The sequence below is a fragment of the Tenacibaculum sp. Cn5-46 genome, from assembly GCF_022347705.1.
Classification (GTDB): domain Bacteria; phylum Bacteroidota; class Bacteroidia; order Flavobacteriales; family Flavobacteriaceae; genus Polaribacter; species Polaribacter aiptasiae.
Window position 1 is genome coordinate 221,209 of the sequence record NZ_JAKRGD010000001.1, and the last position, 22,284, is coordinate 243,492.

Annotated in this window: 16 protein-coding genes; 3 read left to right on the forward strand and 13 right to left on the reverse strand. The window is 31.0% G+C overall.

Translation table 11 applies throughout. The features are described 5' to 3' along the window. Positions 1–13: 13 nt before the first annotated feature. Positions 14–2,767: a TonB-dependent receptor gene (locus MHN29_RS00980; protein ID WP_235273477.1), complete on the forward strand. Its 2,754-nt coding sequence runs from the start codon at positions 14–16 to the stop codon at positions 2,765–2,767. A gap of 69 nt (positions 2,768–2,836) precedes the next feature. Here MHN29_RS00980 and MHN29_RS00985 read toward each other — a convergent pair whose 3' ends face one another. Next, entirely contained in the window at positions 2,837–6,862 is a 4,026-nt protein-coding gene (locus MHN29_RS00985) for a reprolysin-like metallopeptidase (RefSeq protein WP_235273476.1), read from the reverse strand. 84 nt (positions 6,863–6,946) lie between these two features. Here MHN29_RS00985 and lipB point away from each other — a divergent pair, with 84 nt between their 5' ends. Further along, positions 6,947–7,651, forward strand: coding sequence for a lipoyl(octanoyl) transferase LipB (lipB, locus tag MHN29_RS00990; RefSeq protein WP_235273475.1), 705 nt, complete (start codon positions 6,947–6,949; stop codon positions 7,649–7,651). 51 nt (positions 7,652–7,702) lie between these two features. Here lipB and MHN29_RS00995 read toward each other — a convergent pair whose 3' ends face one another. The 3 genes from MHN29_RS00995 to rsgA all read right to left on the reverse strand — a co-directional run bounded on the left by MHN29_RS00995 (position 7,703) and on the right by rsgA (position 9,849). Then, on the reverse strand, positions 7,703–8,347 hold the full coding sequence (locus MHN29_RS00995; protein ID WP_235273473.1) for a YceI family protein: 645 nt from the start codon (positions 8,345–8,347) through the stop codon (positions 7,703–7,705). 75 nt (positions 8,348–8,422) lie between these two features. Further along, on the reverse strand, positions 8,423–8,875 hold the full coding sequence (gene dtd / locus MHN29_RS01000) for a D-aminoacyl-tRNA deacylase (protein ID WP_235273472.1): 453 nt from the start codon (positions 8,873–8,875) through the stop codon (positions 8,423–8,425). Between the two features lie 32 nt (positions 8,876–8,907). Beyond that, positions 8,908–9,849: a ribosome small subunit-dependent GTPase A gene (gene rsgA / locus MHN29_RS01005; protein WP_235273471.1), complete on the reverse strand. Its 942-nt coding sequence runs from the start codon at positions 9,847–9,849 to the stop codon at positions 8,908–8,910. A gap of 122 nt (positions 9,850–9,971) precedes the next feature. On the opposite strand from rsgA, the gene MHN29_RS01010 reads away from it, so the two are divergent. Beyond that, on the forward strand, positions 9,972–10,667 hold the full coding sequence (locus tag MHN29_RS01010) for a GLPGLI family protein (protein ID WP_235273470.1): 696 nt from the start codon (positions 9,972–9,974) through the stop codon (positions 10,665–10,667). 34 nt (positions 10,668–10,701) lie between these two features. Here MHN29_RS01010 and MHN29_RS01015 read toward each other — a convergent pair whose 3' ends face one another. The 9 genes from MHN29_RS01015 to MHN29_RS01055 form a co-directional block, all read right to left on the reverse strand. Then, entirely contained in the window at positions 10,702–11,784 is a 1,083-nt protein-coding gene (locus MHN29_RS01015) for a bifunctional 3-deoxy-7-phosphoheptulonate synthase/chorismate mutase type II (protein ID WP_235273469.1), read from the reverse strand. A gap of 20 nt (positions 11,785–11,804) precedes the next feature. Next, positions 11,805–12,653, reverse strand: a complete 849-nt coding sequence (locus MHN29_RS01020) for a prephenate dehydrogenase (protein WP_235273468.1) — start codon at positions 12,651–12,653, stop codon at positions 11,805–11,807. Positions 12,654–12,655: 2 nt separating this feature from the next. Next, positions 12,656–13,798, reverse strand: a complete 1,143-nt coding sequence (locus MHN29_RS01025) for a pyridoxal phosphate-dependent aminotransferase (RefSeq protein WP_235273467.1) — start codon at positions 13,796–13,798, stop codon at positions 12,656–12,658. After that, complete coding sequence (locus MHN29_RS01030; protein ID WP_235273465.1) at positions 13,795–14,622, reverse strand: prephenate dehydratase; 828 nt, start codon at positions 14,620–14,622, stop codon at positions 13,795–13,797. Before MHN29_RS01030 ends, MHN29_RS01025 begins: the two co-directional genes overlap by 4 nt. Positions 14,623–14,868: 246 nt before the next feature. Then, a complete protein-coding gene (locus MHN29_RS01035) occupies positions 14,869–15,891 on the reverse strand; it encodes a UDP-glucose--hexose-1-phosphate uridylyltransferase (RefSeq protein WP_235273464.1) in 1,023 nt (340 codons plus the stop codon). Positions 15,892–15,894: 3 nt separating this feature from the next. Next, positions 15,895–16,335 carry a DUF4440 domain-containing protein gene (locus MHN29_RS01040; protein ID WP_235273463.1) on the reverse strand — a complete coding sequence of 147 codons (441 nt, stop codon included), beginning with the start codon at positions 16,333–16,335 and terminating at the stop codon, positions 15,895–15,897. An 8-nt stretch (positions 16,336–16,343) separates the two neighbouring features. Beyond that, on the reverse strand, positions 16,344–17,489 hold the full coding sequence (gene galK / locus MHN29_RS01045; protein WP_235273462.1) for a galactokinase: 1,146 nt from the start codon (positions 17,487–17,489) through the stop codon (positions 16,344–16,346). Then, positions 17,490–19,136 (reverse strand): solute:sodium symporter family transporter, encoded by a 1,647-nt coding sequence (locus tag MHN29_RS01050; RefSeq protein WP_175578710.1) that lies wholly within the window; start codon positions 19,134–19,136, stop codon positions 17,490–17,492. Between the two features lie 3 nt (positions 19,137–19,139). Further along, positions 19,140–22,283: a glycoside hydrolase family 2 TIM barrel-domain containing protein gene (locus MHN29_RS01055; protein ID WP_235273461.1), complete on the reverse strand. Its 3,144-nt coding sequence runs from the start codon at positions 22,281–22,283 to the stop codon at positions 19,140–19,142. Between the last annotated feature and the right edge of the window lies 1 nt (position 22,284).

The window sequence follows — 22,284 nt, forward strand, 5'->3', positions numbered from 1 at the left end:
ACAAATTTATATAATGAAGAAAATATTATTCATAGCCATTTTCATGGCTACATGGGGATTGTATGCCCAGATTACCCTGAAAGGAGTAGTGAAAGATAGTATCGGAAATCCGCTAGAAATGGCGAACGTAATTGCTATTAATAAAGGAACTAAGAAGTTAGATTCATATGGTTTTACTGATGCAAATGGAAATTATAAACTGAATTTAAAGAAGAATTCTTCCTACAGCATTAAGGTTAGTTATATAGGAATGAAAACCTCAGATATTTTAGTGGAGACTAAAGAGGTAAATGTAGTTAAAGACATTAATTTAAAAGGAGATGATACGCTAGACGAAGTAAACATTACTTATAAAATGCCTGTTACTGTTAAAGGTGATACTATAGTATATGATGCTGATAGTTTTAAAAGTGGTACTGAAAAGAAGTTGGGAGATGTTCTTGAAAAATTACCAGGTGTTGAAGTAAATGATGATGGAGAAATAGAGGTAGAAGGAAAGACAGTAAAAAAGGTAATGGTAGAGGGAAAAGATTTTTTCGATGGAGATTCTAAAATAGCAACTAAAAATATTCCAGCAAATGCTGTAGATAAAGTAGAGGTGTTAAAGAATCATAGTGAAGTTGGACAAATGAGTAGGGTTACAGACAATGAGGATAATGTTGTAATTAATATAAAACTTAAAGAAGGGAAAAAGAATTTTTGGTTTGGTGAAGTAACAGCAGGGTTGGGTGTAGGAATGAATGATAGTAGATATATAGCTCATCCTAAGCTTTTTTACTATAGTCCTAAGTACAGTATCAATATTATTACTGATGTGAATAATATAGGTGAAGTCCCTTTTACCATGAGAGATTATTTTAAGTTCACAGGAGGATTCAGAGCTTTAGGAGGTTCTGGTAATGGAACTAATTTTGATGTTGGTTCAAATGATATATCGTTCTTAACTTTAAGAAATAATAGAGCTAAAGAAATTGAATCAAGATTTGGAGCGTTAAATTTTAGTTACTCACCTAAAAAAACATGGGATATTAGTGGGTTTGCTATTTATTCAGGAAATGATACTGAAATGCAAGAAACTACTTCAAGAGAATACATAAATAGAGGAGTAGATGTTAATAATTTACCAGTTGGAACACCTCCAATTATTGATACTGAAAATACTCAAGATTTAACAAATCAAAAAAGTGATTTAGGATTATTTAAATTAAGTTCTAGTTATAAACCTAATACAAATAATCAATTAGATTATGACATTTTTGCCAAAGTATCAAGTCAAAGTCAAAGTCAATCAACAATATCTTCAAGAACATATTTGAATGCAAGTGATGAGGTTGTGCCAATTAATCAGTTTTCAGATCAAAGCCCTTTTTCAATCAATCAGAATTTAAATTATTATTATACATTAAATGATAAAAATATTTTTGCTTTTGAAGCTCAACATTTATGGCAAGACGAAGATCCTTTTTACAATGCAGAATTAGAACAACTTTCATTTGCTAACTTAATAGGGTTAAATATAACAGCGAATCCATTTAATATTAGCCAAAACAAAAGAGTAAAGACAAACAAGTTTGATGCAAATTTAGATTATTACTATGTAATAAATTCTAAAAGTAACTTGAATGTAACTCTTGGAACAACATTAAGTACTCAACAATTTAATTCTGATATTTTTGAGATTTTAGGAGGGAATAAAACACAAGTAACAAATCCAGCTTCAATTAATGATGTTGATTTTACTTTTAACGATTTATATGCTGGTCTTCATTACAAATTTATAACAGGTATATTTACCTTTACACAAGGTTTTAATGTACATAATTATGTATCTAAAAACACGCAATTAGGTTCGCAGACTAAAAATTCATTTACAAAAATTTTACCTGACGCATCTATAAAAATTAGTTTAAAGAAATCAGAAACTTTACGATTGAGATATAGCATGGAAACTAGTTTTACAGATGTAAATCAATTAGCAGAAGGCTATGTTTTTAATAATTATAATAGCTTGTATAAAGGGAATCGAGAGTTAGAAAATGCTTTGTACCACAATATAAACTTAAACTATTTTAGTTTTAACATGTTTAACTATACAAATGTTTTTGGATCAATAAATTATAGTAAACGTAAAGATGTTATTAAAGGAAACACAGCGTTTTTAGGGGTAAATCAAATAAGAACTTCGATAAATTCTGCTTTACCAGATGAAACTATTTCAGCAAGAGCTAATTTTCAAAAGAGTTATAGGAAATTTAAATTGAGTTTAGGAGGAGATGTTTCGTATGCTAAATCGAATAGTTTAATCACTAACCGTCAAACGAATTTAGTAGAGAATAGATTAGCTAAAACTTTTTCACAATCATATAGAACAAAGTTTAGTACAAACTTTAGAGAAGCTCCAAATTTTGATATAGGATACAATGTATCTATTAATAAGTCTGATATTCAAGGGATAAAAAACACTTTTACAACACATAGCCCATATTTAAATTTTGACGCTTACTTTTTAAAAGAATTTATATTTACTTCAAGATATACTTATAACAATGTTGTGAATAACGGTACAAGTATTGATAGTTATGGGTTTTTAAGGGCAGATTTAACGTATCAGAAAAAAGATAGTAAATGGGAATATAAAATTGGAGTTACTAATTTATTAAACTCAAAAGGGTTAAACCAAAATAGTAGTAATGACATTTTTGTAACAAATTCGACTTATGTAATTCAACCAAGGATTGGAGTTTTAAGTATAAAATATAACTTATAATATTTGGTGTATTTGAATAAAAAAAGCGAGCTATTTAGCTCGCTTTTTTGTTTGTATTATATGTGTTTTTTATTTGAATACAACTTTTTTAGTCTTAGTTTTTCCGTCGTTTTCAATTTGAAGTAAGTAAATTCCTGTACTCATAGTTTTAAATTCAACTTCTTTATTAAAAGAACTGGAAATTGTAGAAAAACTTTGAGTTTCTAATAATTGACCTCTTAAGTCGAATAATCTAACAACGGTTAAATCTTTAGACTTCACTTTGAAGCTTACCGTTAATTTTCCTTCGGCAGGAACAGGGTATAATTTTAAGTCGCTAAATAAGCTCTTTGAAGTAGCAAAACTTTCTTCAACATTAATGGTGTAATCTTCTACTTCACCATTAAAATCCAACTCACATGAATTAGGAGCTGTTGTAAGCTTTGTAGAAACTCTTAGTGTTGTTGATCCTAAAAGAGCATCTTCAGGAACTACAATTGAACTTGAATTCGAGCTTAAATCAAAAGCTTCTCCAGCATCAAAAGAACAGTTTTGATTCCAATCAATCCATCCATAAGTTTTCACATCATCATTACCATCTTTGTTAATGGCAACTGTTAAATCATAACTTTCCCCTCTAACAACCCCTGTTGAGGTAGATTTAAAGTCTGAGTAACCCGTAGTTTTTGTTGAAGCATTATCAATCTCTCCAAATTTAACATTAGTAATACTAATTTGAGATTTAGTATTTCCTGATGATTTACATAGGTTGTCATTAACATTTAATAAAATATTAATAGATTTAGTAACTGAGGCAGATGTACCTGTTACTGTCATATTATAATCACCTACAGCAGCATTGTTTAAGTTAGATAATGTTAAATTAACATTTCCATTAGCGCTTAATGATGCAGGAGTAAAAGAACTAGTTGCATTAGTTGGAATTCCAGTAACTGAGAATGCTACATTTTCATTAAAACCATATAAAGTTTTAAAGTCAATAACAAAACTTTGTTCATTGTCAGCTTTATTACAAATAGATGCATCTCCTGTAGTGTTAGTTAAAGCAAAACTTGGCACTGGTTTTTCTTCAATAATAATAGTATAATCCTCAGTCTCACCCCATTCAGATTTATGGTCTGAGTCACATGGTCCATCACCAAATCCTTTTGAAGGGTCAGCGTATTCTACAACAACTCTCATTCTAGTACTTCCTAATGTCGCTCCTTCAGGTATTGTAATGTCAAGGGTAGCAGTAGCTATATCTTCTGTTTTTGTACCTAAATCATATCGTTCTGTTGTTTTATTAAATTGAAAGTCTTGGTTCCAATCAATAAATACATAACAGTGATCTTGAAAACCATCAGTATTGAAAGTTACACTTACTTTATGAGTTAAAGACCTGCTTACAGTAGTTGATTTCGAAGTAAAATCTTCATATCCATCAACTGTATCATTTCCAGAAGTATTGTTAATAGTGTTGAATGTAACATTGGTAATGTGATCACCTCCACCAGCTTCATCAGTAAATGTTGAAGAACAATAAGATGGTGCTTCAGTTGTAAATTCACCAATACTTGAGTTTGGACCTTCTCCACAATCATTTTTAGGCTTTACATACCAATAATATTTTGTAGAATTACTTAAAGGTGATGAATGCGTATATGAGTTAGTAGTTGCAGTTTCGTTTATTAAAATATTAGCAAAACTAGCATCAGTGGCTACTACAATATTGTACGATGAAGCGTTTGCATCTGCACCCCATTCAAATTTAGGACTTGTACTAACATTTGTAGCTAAGTTAGCTGGTGAAATAGGATTAATATTAACAAAATTTGTACCTGTAACTTTTAAGAAAGCATCTGTTGTTTGAGTAACACTTGTAGAAGTACCTTTGGCAACTATTGTGTAATCTTGTTGATTACTTCCATTTAAGTTGCTAATAGTCATTGTTACATCGCCATCTGCGTTGATAGTTGCAGGGTTAAAAGTAGCAGTTGCGCCATTAGGTAAACCAGTTGCAGAAAGCGTTACGGTTTCTGTAAACCCGTTAACAAAATCTAAGTTTAAAACGTAGTCAACTGAAGTACCTGCATTATTACATATAGTTTGTTTACTTGTTTTGTTTGTAAATAAAAATGTAGGAACAGTAGAGTTAATAATAAAGTCAGTAGAGTTTACATTATAAAAAACATTATCTGCTGCTTCAACCATTATACGAGCTTTAGTCGTAGGATGATTAGGTACTACAATATCTTCTGTACCATCATTGTCAACATTTTCCTTTATAAGGATTGGAAAGGTTAATCCACCATCTGTAGAAAGTCTTATATTTACTTTAGCACAATTAATTGGAGCTTCGTCTGTTTTTCCTTTATTCCAAGTTATTGTTTGAGTCTCTGCAGTATTCCAAGTTACTGCTGAATTAGGTGCTGTAACTGTAAATGCTTCATCATTAGTAACCGTTATTTTCATATCATCTCTAGCTGAATTTCCACCTCCAGCATGATTATCTCTTACAGTAAAAGCAAAATTTAATGTTCGAGCAACTGAAGGAAGTACTTCCCATTTAGTAGATGTGTTACCTGCTACAATAGTAGATAGTTTAGGCATGTATCTATTAGGAGAAGTATCAGAAGGTAAAGATCTAAAAGCTGGACCTTGAGTTGATTCTGATTCTAAGGGAACTGAAGCAGATTCTGTATCTATTTGTTCCCAGTTGTAGGTTAAACTAGCAGTTCCTTGAGCATCAGTAGCTGTACCTCTTAACACGAAAGGAGTAGATTTTGGAATCGTATAATCACTACCAGCGTCTGCAGTAGGAGCTGTATTTCCAGTATCAGTTTTTGTACCACAACTAGCAACTGATTGGATATGGTTCCACATTTCTTTAATACTTATTGTGTGGAAATAATCATCACTATTGTTTTGAATGTTTTGAGGAGCACAAATACCAGCATATGCCATAATTGTCGAACCACTTCCAGGTTCTACAGAGGTAGGACCTATATTACCACCACAATTACCTGCAGTTCCATTAAAGGTGTGATTTGCTCCAAATTGATGTCCTAATTCGTGAGCAACATAATCAATATCATAAGGATCAGAAATAGGTTGGCTACTACCTGTAATACCGCTTCCTTTCTGTCCAGGAACACATACTACTCCTAATCCGGCTAAACCACCACCTCCAGTACTGAAAGTATGACCTACATCGTAGTTTGCGTTACCAATTATGGCGTCACATTTTTGTTGACTTTCATTTATTAAACTACTAGCACTGTCGTTGGTTAAACCATCCGTAGCAGCATCTAAAAAAATTAGTTTATCATTATCGTCAACAATAACCATTCTAACGCCTAAATCACGTTCGTAAACACCATTTACACGTGTCATGGTTGTATTCATTGCAGATAAAACTGCTGCTTTCTTAGCTGCGTCAGTTGCTGATGCTGGTACACTCTGATTGTTTAAATGAAATTGAGCATATTCACCAGTACAGGCTATAGCAATTCTATAAGTTCTTAATTTACCATCATTAGCATTTTTGTTTTGATAAGATGGAGCAACTACTTTTTTAGTAGTTTCTTGTATTTGACATGAAAACTCATCTTTATTAGCATGTAAATGCTCTCTTTTATATATAATGTACTGTTTTTTATCCTTGGTGTAAGGATCTACATACACAGTACTTTCATTTCCATAAAAAATAATAGCGTGTAAACCATCATTACCCAAACTAATTTTAGCTACTGCGGTAGGATTGTCCAAGCCCTGTGCAGAATACGATTTAATCATTGGGAATTTAGCAGCTAGTCCAGGTGCTAGTGAAGAGGTTTCATGAATAGAAAATTTTTGTAATTCACCTTTTGAATTAGGTAATTGAATTATTTTTTTACTGCCTTTAGATTTAGCACCAGAAATGTAGTTTGTAAAACCATCTAAATCTAATGTTCTTAAAGAGTATTTTTCGGGGGTGCTTTTTCTGTCAAGAATTTTTTCTTTTTTAACAGAAGCCGTCTTCGATTCTACTCTATTCCAATAGCTTTGAGAGTATAAACTACCTATGGAAAGAGTGAAAATTAATAATAGTGAAAGGGTGTTTTTTTTAATCATAATTTGTCTAGTCGATTAATATAGATAATAACAACTTAAAGGTATTTTTCCCTACCTTTGGAGCATCTTATATACCTCAAATTTATGAATAAAAAAATAATCCTCAATCAATTGGGGGAAAAAGATTACAAAGAGACATGGGATTATCAAACGAGTTTGTTAGATGGAATAGTTTCTTTAAAGAGGAAAAACAGAGAAAGCAAAGAGGAAAAAGAGACCCCAAATTACTTTTTATTTGTGGAGCATCCTCATGTTTATACATTGGGGAAGTCAGGTGATATTAGTAACTTATTATTATCAGAAAGTCAATTAAAAGAAAAAAAAGCTACTTTTTATAAAATTAATAGAGGAGGTGATATTACATATCATGGACCAGGTCAAATTGTAGGATATCCTATTTTAGATTTAGAAAACTTTTTTACCGATATACATAAATATTTAAGATTGTTAGAAGAAGTAATTATTTTGACAATCGCAGAATATGGTATAAAAGGAACCCGTAGTGAAGGTGAAACAGGAGTGTGGTTGGATGTAGGAACTCCTTTTGCTAGAAAAATTTGCGCAATGGGGATACGTGCAAGTAGATGGGTAACAATGCACGGTTTTGCGCTAAATGTGAATGCCAACTTAGGGTATTTTGATAATATTATTCCTTGTGGAATTAGAGGAAAGGCTGTTACCTCAATGGAAGTTGAATTAGGAAAGAAAGTTTCAGAGGAAGAGGTAACTCAAAAAATATTAAAACATTTTAAAGATTTATTTGAAGTAGAAAAATTCATTAAAGTGTAAATAAAAAGGGTTGACTTAGTCAATCCTTTTTATTTTATTGTGATTTAAAAACTATTTTTTAGCTTTAATATCAAAAGAAATTTCCATTAAGTCGTTAATGAATTTATCTTTTAAAGCAGCATCAATTTTCTTAGACTTGTAAGTAACACCAAAGTCAGTTCTATCAATACTAAAAACATCACTTTTAAAAGTTGCTGTTCCATCAGCTTCAGTTACAGTAGCAGGAATAGTAATACTTTTTGTAACATCTTTTAAAGTTAAGTTTCCAGTTACATGTAATTTTCCTTCTTTCATTTCAGAACTAGTTACTGCAAATTTAGCAGTTGGGAATTTAGCAACATCAAAAAAGTCTCCAGCTTTTAAGTGACCTTCTAAGTCTCCTTTACTTTTAGGATCTTCTATATCTTGACAAACAATAGAATTCATGTTAATAACAAACTCTCCAGATTTAAGGACACCGTTTTCAATATCTAATAAACCTTTTTCTAAGCTAACAACTCCATTGTGAGATCCAGTTGGCTTGCTTCCTTTCCAAGTAACTGTTGATTCAGCAACGTTAGCTTTATATGAGTTTATTACGTTTTCTACTTTTTTTACTTCTTTAACTTCTTCGTTAGCAGTTACTTTATTTTTCTCTGTTTTACATGAAACAGCTCCGATTGCAACAAATGCAATTGCTAAAATTGTTTTTTTCATTTTTAGGATTTTAATATTTGATTGTAATAATTATTTAGAACAAATGTAAATAAAAAATAATACTTTCCATGGAATTTATTCTTTATTTTTAGAGTCAATAATAATAGTAACAGGACCGTCATTTAATAATTCTACCTTCATATCAGCACCAAATTGACCAGTTTGTACTTTTTTATTTAAATCATTTTCAATTTGTTGAATAAACTGTTCGTAAATAGGAATGGCAATATTTGGTTTAGCGGCTTTGATATAGCTTGGTCGATTTCCTTTTTTAGTAGATGCTTGTAATGTAAATTGACTTACAACTATAGCTTCACCTGATATGTCTATTAATGATTTATTCATTACCTCGTTTTCGTCATTGAAAATTCGAAGGTTTGAAATTTTTTTAGACAACCATTCGATGTCTTCTTTAGTATCGTTTTCAACTATTCCGACAAGAATTAATAATCCCTTTTGAATGTTAGCAACTTTTTCTCCGTTAATTGTAACGCTAGCTTTTGAAACTCTTTGAATTACAGCTTTCATGTTTTTAAATTACTGGGGTATGTATCTTGGGGTTATTCCCAAATATCAGTTCGGTAATGTTCTTCTTCTCCTTCTATAATTTGCATATAGCTTTTATAGCGAGACCAAGAAACCTTATCTTCTTCTAAAGCATCTTTAACCGCACATTTAGGTTCGTTTATATGTATACAATTATTGAATTTGCAGTCTTGTTTTAATGCAAAAAACTCGGGGAAATAATCACCTAATTCATCTTTTTCCATATCTACAACACCGAAACCTTTGATTCCTGGAGTATCTATAATTCTGGCATCAAAACTTAAATCAAACATTTCTGCAAAAGTTGTTGTATGCTTTCCTTGTTTATATTGTTCTGATATTTCTTTGGTTTTTAAATCTAAGCCTGGCTCAATAGCATTTACCAAAGTTGTTTTACCAACACCAGAGTGTCCAGCAAACATAGATACCTTACCAGTCATTTGGTTTTTAATAGTGTCTACATTTATATCTTTAGTAGCCGATACTTCGATACATTGATAACCTATTTTTTCATAAATATCTTTTAAGTATAAAACTTCAGCGCGTTGCTCAAGTTCATATGAATCAATTTTATTAAAAACTAAAATTGTTTTTATAGAATATGCTTCTGTAGTTACTAAAAAGCGGTCAATAAAAGTAGTAAAAGTAGGAGGGTTATTTATCGTGATAAGTAAAAATACTTGGTCAATATTAGCTGCAATAACATGTGTTTGTTTAGATAAGTTTACTGATTTTCTTACAATATAATTATCTCTCTCATGTATGTTACTAATAACTCCTGTTTCTTCGTTATTTTTTGTTTCTAATTCAAAATCAACCTTGTCACCAACTGCAATAGGGTTGGTACTTTTTATTCCTTTAATACGGAATTTTCCTTTAATACGGCATTTATATAAAATCTGATTAGACTTCACCCAATACCAACTTCCTGTAGATTTATATACCGTTCCTGTCATACAACAAAGATGAGAATAAAAATTAAATGTTGTAATACAGATAAATTATTTGTTTTAATTTTTAATAAAGAATAGTTTTTTTGACTTTTTGAATTAATTTAGTTCCTACAAAAAATGCTTATATGAAGAAAATAACTTTACTGATTTTACTTTTTACTTTTAATTTAATCATAGCACAAACAAAAGGAAGAATTAGATATAGGGCCTTTTTTTCCAAATCTGAAGCTACAGAAGAATTAAGAGCTGTAAATGTATTGCGTTATCAAGAATATCTAGATGAGGAAATGATGGCAAAAATGTTAATCTATAATTTAGATTTTAATAAAAGTAAGTCCTTATTCTATTTGTCTAAAAACTTAATTTCAGAACATGAAGATCAAGAGAGAAAGAAGTATGTAACAGCTTTGTTTTATGGATTTGATAAAATTTATATTGATAAAAAAGAAGATAAACTGATAGAAGAGTTATATTATTCTTATCAAAATCTTTTAAAAGTTAGAAAGGCAAATTTTATAAATTGGAAATTGACTGAAGAAACAAAAGAAATAAAGGGGTATAAATGTTTTAAGGCTACATATACTTATATCCAAAAATGGAGAGGTAGAGAGTTTCCATGGGAAATAATAGCTTGGTATAGCCCAGAAATACCTGTTAAATTAGGGCCAATAAGATATGGTGGTCTTCCGGGACTTATTTTGGAGTTGTCTGAAGATAATAGAGGTTTTATAGTAGATGAGATAAAGTTTCTAAATGATGAAGAATTAGAAATTAAAGAACCCACAAAAGGTGAATTGATTTTAGAGGATGAAATAAAATAAAAAAGGCTACATTTTGTAGCCTTTTTTTGTGAAATTATCCTTTGATAATCTTTTCTTGGTGATTAATAGATTCTTGGTGAATTGCCTTAAACATTTTTAAAACAAATTCTTCACTTAAACCTCGTTCTTCACCCTCTAGTATCATTTTACCTAAAATTTCATTCCAACGTCTCGATTGAAGTACAGCAACATTTTTCTCTTTTTTCAAAAGACCAATTTTGTCTGCTACTTTCATTCTTTTACCCATCAATTCTATTAATTGATCATCAACAACATTAATTTGAGCACGTAAACTTTCTAAAGATTCTCTATAACTAGAATCAGTTTCTGTTTCTTTTCTAATTTTTAAATCTTCCATCATTTGAATTAATGTTGCTGGAGTTACTTGTTGAGCAGCATCACTCCATGCGTTATCTGGATCGATGTGAGTTTCAATCATTAATCCATCAAAATTAAGATCTAAAGCAGTTTGTGATACATCAAAAACCATATCTCTTTTTCCTGTAATATGAGAAGGATCACATATTAAAGGTAAGTCAGGGAATCTGTTTTGGAATTCAATAGCTAATTGCCATTCTGGAATATTTCTATATTTCGATTTTTCATAAGTTGAAAACCCTCTGTGAATTGCTCCAAGATTTTTAATACCTGCTGTATATAACCTTTCAATACCTCCTAACCATAATGCTAAATCTGGATTTACTGGGTTTTTTACCAACACTATTTTGTCAGTTCCTTGTAAAGCATCTGCAATTTCTTGCATAATAAAAGGTGATACGGTAGAACGAGCTCCAATCCATAATAAATCAATATCATGTTCTAAAGCTAACTTTACGTGTGCTGCATTTGCAACTTCTGTACAGGTTTTCATTCCTGTTTCTGCTTTTACTTTTTGTAACCATTTTAAGCCTAATGCACCAACTCCTTCAAAATTTCCTGGGCGAGTTCTTGGTTTCCAAATTCCGGCACGGAAATAGTTTACATCAGAATCTTTTAATTCGTGTGCTATTTTCAAAACCTGCTCCTCGGTTTCTGCACTACAAGGCCCTGCTATTACTAGTGGATGCGTAAGCTTCATATCATCCAACCATGTTTTTAATTCTTTTGTATTTTCCATTTTTCTGTTGTTTTGGCTTCTTATTTTATGCCGTTTAAAATTTGCTTTATGTGATTTGTACTTTCCATTTCGTTATAAATTTCAGTAAAATCGTTTTGTTTCATCAGCTCTTTAAATTGCTGAAGGTTGTTTATGTATTCGTCTAATGTTTCAATAACATTAGTTTTATTTTGTTCAAAAATTGGAGCCCACATTGCAGGTGAACTCTTGGCTAAACGAACTGTCGATGCAAATCCGCTTCCAGCCATATCAAAAATGTCACGTTCGTTTTTTTCTTTTTCTATTACAGTTTTTCCTAACATGAAAGAACTTATGTGCGATAAATGCGACATATAAGCGATGTGTTTATCATGCGATTTAGGATCCATATAACGTATACGCATTCCTAATTTTGAAAAAATTTCTAACGCTTTTTCTTGTAGCTTAAAAGCTGTTTTTTCTACTTCACAAATGATATTAGTTTTCTTTTCAAATAAACCAATATGTGCAGCAGTAGGTCCAGAAAATTCTGTTCCAGCTATTGGGTGCGTAGCTAAATAATTTCTCCTTTTTGGATGTTCTTTTAAAGCAAGACAAATATCTTCTTTTGTAGATCCCACATCTAGTACTAATGTATTGTCGTTAACCGCATCTAATACTTTCGGAATTACATGTAATTGAACATCTACAGGGATAGAAACAATTACAATATCTGCATTTTCAATATCATTAAATGTAGCTTTTTTGTCTACTACCCCTATTTCAATTGCTTTTTCTAAATGTTGTTCGTTGGTGTCTATTCCATATATAGTAGCTTCTGGATAATGTTTTTTTATATCCAATACCATACTTCCTCCAATTAATCCAATACCTATTACAAATACATTCATTTTTAAAATCGATTCAGTGCGTTGTTAATTATTTCTTTTGAAACACATAATGAAAAGCGAATGTATCCTTCTCCTTGACTTCCAAAAACTGTTCCCGGTGTGATAAAAATATCTTTATCATATAAAATCATATCTGTTACTTCTTCAGATGTTTTTCCTTCTGGAATCTTTGCCCAAACAAATAATCCTGTTGAGTTTTTATTATATATACAGTTTAATTTATCTGCTATTTTAAAAATCAATTCTCTTCTTTCTTCATACTCTTTATTCTGATTTTTAAACCAATCATCTGATAGTTGAAGTGCTTCAATTGCTCCTTTTTGAATTCCGTAAAACATACCAGAATCCATATTACTTTTTACCTTTAAAATTTGTTCTATATAGTTAGCATTACCTAAAACCATTCCAACTCTCCAGCCTGCCATATTGAATGTTTTACTTAACGAGTTTAATTCTAAAGCTATGTCTTTTGCTCGATTAACTTGTAAAATGCTCAATGGGTTATTGTTTAAAATAAAACTATAAGGATTGTCATTCACAATTAAGATTTCATGCTTTTTTCCAAAAGCAACTAACTTTTCAAAGGTTTCTTTTAAAGCATTTGTCCCAGTTGGCATATGTGGATAATTTACCCACATTATTTTTACATTAGTTAAATCTAATTTTTCTAGTGCATCAATATTTGGTTGCCAATTATTATTTTCTTCTAATTGGTAAAAAATTGGTTCCGCTCCAACTAACTTTGTTACTGATGTGTAAGTTGGGTATCCTGGATTGGGAATTAATACTTGATCTCCTTCATTTAAAAAAGCCATAGAAATATGCATAATTCCTTCTTTGCTTCCCATTAAAGGTAAGATTTCATTTGCAGCGTTTAAGTTTACCTTAAATTTTTGTTTGTAGAACTCTGAGATAGCAGTTCTTAATTCTGGCAAACCTTGGTAACTCTGGTATTTATGAGCCGATGCGTCATTAAAACTTTGTTGAATTGCATTTATAACTTTTGATGGTGGTTGCAAATCTGGGCTACCAATTCCCATATTAATTATTGGTTTACCTGACGCAGCCAATTCTCTTACTTCTCTCAATTTTTTAGAGAAGTAGTATTCCTGTACAGTATTTAGTCTTTTTGCTGCTTTAATCATTTTCTTCCATTTTTATATGCCCCTAAAACTTTAAATTCTGAAGCCATAATTTTTATAATAGCAACTGCTTTTTCGTAGTCTTTATAGTCGTCAAAAGTAACATCAACAAAAAATGAATACTTCCAAGGTGTTTCTATTACTGGTAAAGATTGTATTTTAGTTAGGTTCATTTTACAATCACTTAATACATTTAAAATAGCTGCTAAACTTCCTCTTTTATGGTCTAATTGAAATTTTAAAGAAGCTTTATTGATTTGATCTATTCCATTGTTTGGTTTTTCTGTTTGAATAATGACAAAACGAGTTGAATTTTCCTTCATCGTTTGAATTTCATCTTCTATAACTTCTAAGCCAAAAATATCAGCAGCCAATTTGGGTGCGATTGCAGCTACACCTTCTAATTTGTTTTTTGAAATTCTTTTAGCAACTTCAGCAGTATCAACATCTTCAACTAATTTTATATGTGGGTGTTTTTTGAAAAACTCCTTACATTGTAATAGAGCCATTGGGTGTGAACATACTTCTTTAATGTCTTCAATTTGCTGCCCTGGTAGCGCCATTAGATGATGATGAATATTTAAATATTCTTCTCCAGAAATATGAAGATTATTAGCATCAATTAAGGCATAGTTTGGAATTATTGAACCTGCAATAGTATTTTCAATAGCCATAATTCCTTTGTCGGAGGTTTTATCTAACAAGCTATTTACTAATGTATCAAATGATAAGCACTCTTGTAAGTTTACGTTATCTCCGTAAAAATCACGAGCTACTTTATGATGATTTGAACCTTCTGCTCCTTGTATGGCTATTTTTTTCTTCATTTTAAACATAAAAAAAAGCCTCGAAATTCGAGACTTTATAGGATATTATTTTGTGTTAACAATATGGTACAAAGCCTCAACTCTTATTGAAAAAATAAAAGTAAAAATAGAAACCTTGCCAAATGTTTTGTAACATCGTTTGTTTTGTTTTTGTTGTACGGGACAAATCTTGAAAATTAATTTTAGAAAACCAAATTTAATTGTTGTTTTTTTAAATAATCTATTTATGTCTTGTTTTTAAAGAGGTTAAAAGATTAATTTTTTTAAACTATTAGCAGCACTTTCTGCAGTGATGTCTCTTTGTGGCATTCCGAACATTTCATATCCAACCATAAATTTTTTTACACTAGCACTACGAAGTAGGGGTGGGTAAAAGCTCATATGCCAATGCCAATACTCGTTATTTTGATTATTACAAGGGGCTTGGTGTATGCCACTTGAATAAGGAAAAGAGCAATTAAAAAGTTTGTCATATGCACTTGTAATCTTAGAAATAGCTTCGGCAAAGTCTATTCGATCTTTTGGTGTTAATTGACTAATGTTTACCTGTTGCTTTTTAGGAATTATCATGGTCTCGTAAGGCCAAATTGCCCAAAAAGGAATTATAACTACGAAATTTTCGTTTTCAAATAATATACGTTCATTTTTTTCTAGCTCTTGTTTTAAATAGTTTTCTAGTAACGAACTTTTGTTAATGTTGAAATACTTTTTTTGTTGATTGTCTTTTTTACTAACCTCATTTGGAATACTAGATTGTGCCCATATTTGACCATGGGGATGAGGGTTGCTACACCCCATAACAGCTCCTTTATTTTCAAAAATTTGAACATAGTTTATGAAGTCTAATTTACTTAACTCCGAATATTCTTTTTGCCATAATGAAACCACTTTTTCAATGGCATTTTTATCCATGTCAGCTAATGTTTTTGAATGGTCCGAGCTAAAACAAATTACTTTACAAATTCCTTTTTCAGATTCAGCTTTTAGCAATCCATCATCTATAGAAAAATTAGGTGTTTCATTTTGCAAAGCAGCGAAGTCATTAGTAAAAACATAGGTGTCTTTATAGTCTGGATTTTGTTCTCCGTTAGCACGGGTATTACCTGGGCATAAATAACAACTAGGATCGTACGTTGGTCTTTTATTTTGAGTTGTATCTTCTTCTTGACCTTGCCATGGGCGTTTTGCTCTATGTGGAGAAACTAGTACCCACTCACCAGTTAAAATGTTATAACGTTTATGTGAGTAATTATCTAAATGTGAATTCATATTTTAACAAGAAGTATCTGCAATAATTTTCCATTCACCATTTATTTTTTTGAAGATAATCATAAATACTCCATTGGCATTACCAACTGGACGTGTTAAATGATATTCTCCCATAACAAAATAGGCGTTGTTATTTATTTTACTAATATCGTTAACCTTAAATTTTAAAGTACCACTGTGATCTTTTGTTGGGTATCCTTTTTTGTAATTAGCCAATGTTTTATTCCAGCCATATGTTAAGCCGCTACTGCCATAAAATTTTAAAGAATCATTTTTCCAATATCCTTGCATGAATCCCTCTAAATCATGATTTGACCATGCTTTCTCTTGGAATTTCATGATAGCCAAAATTTCTTTTTTATCTGTAGCTTCTGATGTTTTTTGGGTTTCTTTTTGACAAGAAATACCTATAAGTACAAAGGCGATTAAAATTAGTTTCTTCATTTTATATATTATATTATTTGTGTTCCGTTAGATAAATTTACTTCATAGATAGCACAATTGTGTTTGAATTTTTGTGCATATTCTTGTTGTATTTGTGTTAAGAAAGCTTCTTTTTCTGAGGTTTTAATTAGGTTAATTGTACAGCCACCAAATCCGCCTCCCATCATTCTAGCACCTATTACCGAAGAATGTTTTTGTGCTTTATAAACTAAAAAATCTAATTCAGGGCAACTTACTTTATATTGTTTTGAAAGCCCTTTATGAGATTCGAAAAGCAAGCTTCCAAATTTTGAGACATTATTGGTTTCTAATGATTTTACAGCTTGTAATGTGCGTTTGTTTTCTTGAATTACATACAGAGCTTGTTCGTATTCTTCTAAAGAGATTTTATCTTTTATGGTAATTAAATCATACTCTTTAACATCTCTTAGACTAGATTTGTTTAATAATTTAGATATGTTTTTACACACAGCATGCCTTTTGTTGTATGCACTATCAGCTAATGAATGTTTTACATTTGTATTGATTAGGATAAGCTCATAGTTTTCAAAATTAGCTGTATGTATTGTTGCATCAAGCGTTCTACAATCCAAATGCAAGGCTTTGTTTTTTTGACCAAACATGGATGCGTATTGATCCATAATTCCACATTTAACACCAACAAAATTATGTTCGGACTGTTGTGAAATAAAAATCATTTCTTGTTTTGTTAATTGAAGTTGAAATACTTCATTTAATCCAAAAACAACACTATTTTCGAGTGCAGCAGAAGATGATAAGCCTGCTCCAAAAGGAATGTCTCCAGAGAATACTAGATTAAAATTAGGAATTATTTTTCCTTTTTTTTGAATTTCGCTTACAACACCTAAAATATAATTTTGCCATCCATTAGCTGTAAGAGGAGAAACAGAATTTGTGGTGAATTCATATTGCTCATTTTTGTCTAAAGCAACAATGGTACTTTTATTTGTTTCAGATTGTTGAATTGCAGTATAAATACCTTTGTCTATGGCAGCTGGAAATACAAAGCCTTCATTGTAATCGGTATGTTCTCCAATTAAATTAATTCTTCCGGGAGAAAAAACTAATAAAGGTTCTGTCTTAAAATAATTTAAGAACTCTTGCTGTACTTGTTCTTTTAATGACTGATTCATTTATGCAAAATATATATATACTCCAATAACAATTAGGCATATGATAAGTCCCACTTGTTTTACATATTTCCAAGGTTTTATGTCTACTTGTTCTGTGTATTTTTGAACAAAATCTTCTGTTCTTGGTTTTAGTTTTCCTATAATTAACATGATTCCTACGTTTAATAAAAATAGAATAGCCATGATGTCTAAAAAATGTGGATATGCATTAGCTTTTACTAAGGCTAGTTCAGCTGTGTCAACAATACCTGAAGTTTTAGCTTTTGCTAAGGCATTATCTACAAAATAAGGCTGTAAAAAGAATTGGCTTAGAATGTATAATAGACAACCTGATATTAAACCTATTTTGGCTGCTATAGCAGGAACTCTTTTGGTTAAGAAACCAACAACTATGATAGTTAAAATAGGGATGCTATAAATACCATTTACTTCTTGTAAATATTTAAATAGACTTCCAGCATTGGCTATTAAAGGAGCTATAAACATAGCCGCAAAAGCTAAAATTACTCCAAATAATTTACCATATTTTACAACTGTTTTTTCGTTAGCATCTTTGTTTATGTGTTGTTTGTAGACATCTATTCCGAATAATGTTACAGCACTATTTAAAACACTATTGAAGGAACTTAAAATAGCTCCAAACAATACTGCTGCAAAAAATCCAACCCAAGCTTTTGGTAACACTTTATTTACTAACATAGGGTAAGCATCATCCGGATTTTCTAAACTACCATTAAATAAATGAAAAGCGATTAATCCAGGTAATACAACAATTAAAGGACCTAGTATTTTTATAAAAGAAGCTAATAATAACCCTTTTTGTCCTTCTTCTAAGTTTTTAGCAGCTAAAGCTCTCTGAATTATTTGTTGGTTAGTTCCCCAATAAAACAATTGAACTAACATCATTCCAGTAAAAATGGTGTAAAAAGGAACTGGGTCAGTTGGTCCTCCCATGGATTTAAATTTCTCTGGATTTTCAGTAGTTAAAATAGAAATTCCATCAAAAAAACTGCCATCTCCAATCATTATTAATCCGAAGATAGGAATTAATAATCCTCCTATAAGTAAACCAATAGCATTAATAGTATCTGAAACAGCTACAGCTTTTAGTCCTCCAAATACAGCGTATATAGAACCAATAATTCCAATTCCCCAAACACAAATCCAAATAGATTGTGTGTGTGAAACATTTAACAACTCTGGAATGTTAAACATACCACTAATAGCTAATGAACCTGAATATAAAATTACAGGCAGTAGGACCACAACATACCCTGTTAAGAATAGGATAGAAGTCCATGTTTTTGTAGCTACGTCGAAACGTTCTGATAAAAATTGAGGAATTGTTGTTAATCCTCCTTTTAAATATCTAGGAAGTAAAAACATAGCGGTTACAATCATAGCAATTGCTGCTAAGGTTTCCCATACCATTACCGATAAACCACTTTCATATGCTGATCCGTTTAGTCCAACAATTTGCTCGGTAGATAGGTTTGTAAGTAATAATGATCCTGCAATAACGCCTGCAGTTAAACTTCTTCCTCCAAGAAAGTACCCGTCGGAAGTGTTTTCGTTAGTTTTTCTTGTTTTGAGGTAAGAAATAATAGCAACAAGAATTGTGAATCCTAGAAATGTGATAAACTGCATGTGTTATTTTTTTAGAGGTTGAATTGTAAAGGTATAAGTATAATTTTTATTTGCTGGAATAGTATATTCAGGATGAACCAAACGTCCCCAAGAAGTATCTCCTCCAACTCCCATTTGTAAATAATCAATATTCCATTGCACAGTATTTCCAATTTTAATATCTGCTCCATGCTTTTTAGTTACTGGTACTAGTCCAGAAGCTGATTTGCCTGCTTCTTCACTACTAAAATCTATTTCAGACATTGAAAAAGGCCATGCACTGGTATTTAATAAATCATTACTTTCTAGATGAAGAGTTAATTTATCAGAAGATAATTTAGCCCATCGAATATCCGATTTATTTCCTGTTTCTTGTGGGCGAGAATAACGTTCAAATTGTGTATTGATTTTACCTGAGTAAATTCCTGTTTTTTGCCCTGTTTTACGATCCCAATAACTTTCTTCTGGACCTTTTCCATACCAAGAAATATCTGTGAAATTATTAGGTAAGGTTAAATACATACCTAGTCTTGGAATGTTTGGTAATTCTTTTTTATTAGGTTTGAAGAAATAGTTAATAGTTAATTGACCTTTTGGTGATACGGTGTACTTAACTTTTGTTATTGCTTCGTTTTTAGGAGTTGAGTATGCTGCTTCAAAAACAGCATTATTATTTATAATTTTTGGGATTGATGTTAAACTTGATGTGTATTTGTAACTAGCGTTTTGCCAAATCTTAGCCCATTTATCCATTCCGTTTCCTAAATCATTATCTGTTGGTGGTCGCCAAAAATTAGGTTTTATAGGATGATTCGTAACTAGAATATTTTCAAAATGCCAAGAAACAATTTCTCCTGTTTTAGCATTGAGTTTTAAATTGAATTTATTGTTTTTAACTTCAATAATGTCGTTATTAATTATCTCAATTGGAGTAGCTTCAGGTTTATTTGTTTCTGTGAACTCTAAAAGAGGTGTTTGTTCTTTTGATGTTTCTTGGATAATAAATTCATCCCAAGCTATTTCGTGATTTTTAGGAAGTAAGCCTTTGCTTTCTTTTTGATGTAAACTTACACGTATGATATATTCTGATTTTGAATGAAACTTAGGAAAGTTTTTTCTATCTATTTTTAAAATGATACTTTCTTGAGGTTGAACATTGATATCGATTAATTCTTTTTTATTGACAACCTTCCCATTTTCTAATAACTCAAAAGAAATTATTTTGTCTGAAAAATCTGCGAAGAAGTTTTTATTGGTAAGTTTTATTTCTTCATTATCTAAATATTCAAAATGTGCAGGTTCATATACTTTTTTAACTTCAGATAAATGTGGGTGAGGATTGCGATAAGGGTCTACCAATCCGTTGTTTAAAAAGTTACCATCAGTAGGTAGGTCTGGGTGATAATCATGTCCATAAGCTAAATATGGATTCCCATTTTTATCTTTGTATTCTAAACTTTGATCTACCCAATCCCAAATATATCCACCTTGAAGATTTGGGTATTTTTCAATAATATCCCAGTAATCTTGTAAGTTGCCTACAGAATTTCCCATAGCATGACAGTATTCAATCATTACTGATGGTTTTTTGGAATTTGATTTCCCATGATTGATTAAGTATTCTGGTTTTGGATACATTGGGCAATAAATATCGGTATAATCTTCTTTGCCTGCTGGTTCGTATTGTACAATTCTATTATCGTCTTGTGCTTTTAGCCATTTATAGGTTGTTTTAAAAACGTCACCTTCTCCTGCTTCATTACCTAAAGACCAAGAGTAAATAGATGGATGATTTCTGTCTCGGTAGTACATGCGTTTGGTACGCGCCATATGAGCAGGTAGCCAACTCATTTCATTTCCTATTTGGGTTTCTTTATTAATAGCTAAAGGATGGCTTTCAATATTTGCTTCGTCTATTACATATAAACCATATTTGTCACATAAGTCTAACCAATATGGATCGTTAGGGTAGTGTGATGAACGTACTGCATTTATATTGTTTTGTTTCATAAGAGTAATATCTTTTAGCATAGATGTTTTAGATATTACGTGCCCAGTAAAAGGGTCTGTCTCATGTCTGTCTACTCCTTTAAAATAAACTGGTTTACCGTTTATAAGAATTTGTGACTTTTTAATTTCTACACGTTTGAAGCCAACATGTTTATTTATGAATTGATTGTAATTCAATGATATTCTCAAGTCATATAAATTAGGTGATTCAGCAGACCAAGATTTTATGTTTTTAACAATCTTTTTAGTAGTAATTTGAACTGTTGAATTTGCTGGTATTTTAATTTCTTTATTTGAATTTATAATGGTGCCTTTTTTGTCAAGTAGCTGGACTATTAAATTTTGATTAACCAGAATATCTGTGCTGTTGGTTATAGAAACAGTTCCGTCAAAAATTCCATGCTTATAAGAATCGTCCAAAGTAGTTTTGATATGGTAATCTGAAATAAATACTTTAGGTTGAGAGTATAAATATACATATCTTTCAATACCACTCATTCTCAACATATCTTGGCTTTCTAAATAACTAGCATCACTCCATCTGAACATTTGCAAGGCTATAGTGTTTTTGCCTTCTTTTAAATAAGAGGTTATATTAAACTCAGCAGAAGTTTTGCTTCCTTGCGAATAACCTACGTATTTTCCGTTTATATACACGTACATTGCTGACTTAGCTCCCGCAAAATGAAGGATAATATCTTCTTTTAAAAAGTTTTTGTCTAATGTTATCGTTTTTCGGTATGTTCCAACAGGATTGTAATCCTTTGGAGTCTCTGGCCATTTTGTAGTGAAAGGATAACGTTCGTCTAGATATATTGGATTTCCATAACCTTCAACTTCCCAGTTTGCTGGAACTTTAATAGTACTCCAATGATTATCATTAAAATTGGTATTGTGGAAAGTAGTAGGTCTTTCTTGTGGATTTTTTGTCCAATGAAATTTCCAATTACCATTTAAGTTTATAAAGCGTGTTGAATTTTCCTTTTCTTTAATGTCGTCCGATTCAAAAGCAAAAAATGAAGCACGAGGAGGAAGTTTATTTTCTTCAAATATTTGATGATTGAAATGATTCTTTTGTTCAGGAACTTCTTCTAGAATTTCACTTTTGCAGCTCCATAAAAAGGAGATTAATAATATGATTAGATATTTTTTAGTCATG

Bases quoted from the DNA above. Each gene is read 5' to 3' on its own strand.
- MHN29_RS00980 (WP_235273477.1), top strand. From the start codon at position 14: ATGAAGAAAATATTATTCATAGCCATTTTCATGGCTACATGGGGATTG.
- MHN29_RS00985 (WP_235273476.1), bottom strand. From the start codon at position 6,862: ATGATTAAAAAAAACACCCTTTCACTATTATTAATTTTCACTCTTTCC.
- lipB (WP_235273475.1), top strand. From the start codon at position 6,947: ATGAATAAAAAAATAATCCTCAATCAATTGGGGGAAAAAGATTACAAA.
- MHN29_RS00995 (WP_235273473.1), bottom strand. From the start codon at position 8,347: ATGAAAAAAACAATTTTAGCAATTGCATTTGTTGCAATCGGAGCTGTT.
- dtd (WP_235273472.1), bottom strand. From the start codon at position 8,875: ATGAAAGCTGTAATTCAAAGAGTTTCAAAAGCTAGCGTTACAATTAAC.
- rsgA (WP_235273471.1), bottom strand. From the start codon at position 9,849: ATGACAGGAACGGTATATAAATCTACAGGAAGTTGGTATTGGGTGAAG.
- MHN29_RS01010 (WP_235273470.1), top strand. From the start codon at position 9,972: ATGAAGAAAATAACTTTACTGATTTTACTTTTTACTTTTAATTTAATC.
- MHN29_RS01015 (WP_235273469.1), bottom strand. From the start codon at position 11,784: ATGGAAAATACAAAAGAATTAAAAACATGGTTGGATGATATGAAGCTT.
- MHN29_RS01020 (WP_235273468.1), bottom strand. From the start codon at position 12,653: ATGAATGTATTTGTAATAGGTATTGGATTAATTGGAGGAAGTATGGTA.
- MHN29_RS01025 (WP_235273467.1), bottom strand. From the start codon at position 13,798: ATGATTAAAGCAGCAAAAAGACTAAATACTGTACAGGAATACTACTTC.
- MHN29_RS01030 (WP_235273465.1), bottom strand. From the start codon at position 14,622: ATGAAGAAAAAAATAGCCATACAAGGAGCAGAAGGTTCAAATCATCAT.
- MHN29_RS01035 (WP_235273464.1), bottom strand. From the start codon at position 15,891: ATGAATTCACATTTAGATAATTACTCACATAAACGTTATAACATTTTA.
- MHN29_RS01040 (WP_235273463.1), bottom strand. From the start codon at position 16,335: ATGAAGAAACTAATTTTAATCGCCTTTGTACTTATAGGTATTTCTTGT.
- galK (WP_235273462.1), bottom strand. From the start codon at position 17,489: ATGAATCAGTCATTAAAAGAACAAGTACAGCAAGAGTTCTTAAATTAT.
- MHN29_RS01050 (WP_175578710.1), bottom strand. From the start codon at position 19,136: ATGCAGTTTATCACATTTCTAGGATTCACAATTCTTGTTGCTATTATT.
- MHN29_RS01055 (WP_235273461.1), bottom strand. From the start codon at position 22,283: ATGACTAAAAAATATCTAATCATATTATTAATCTCCTTTTTATGGAGC.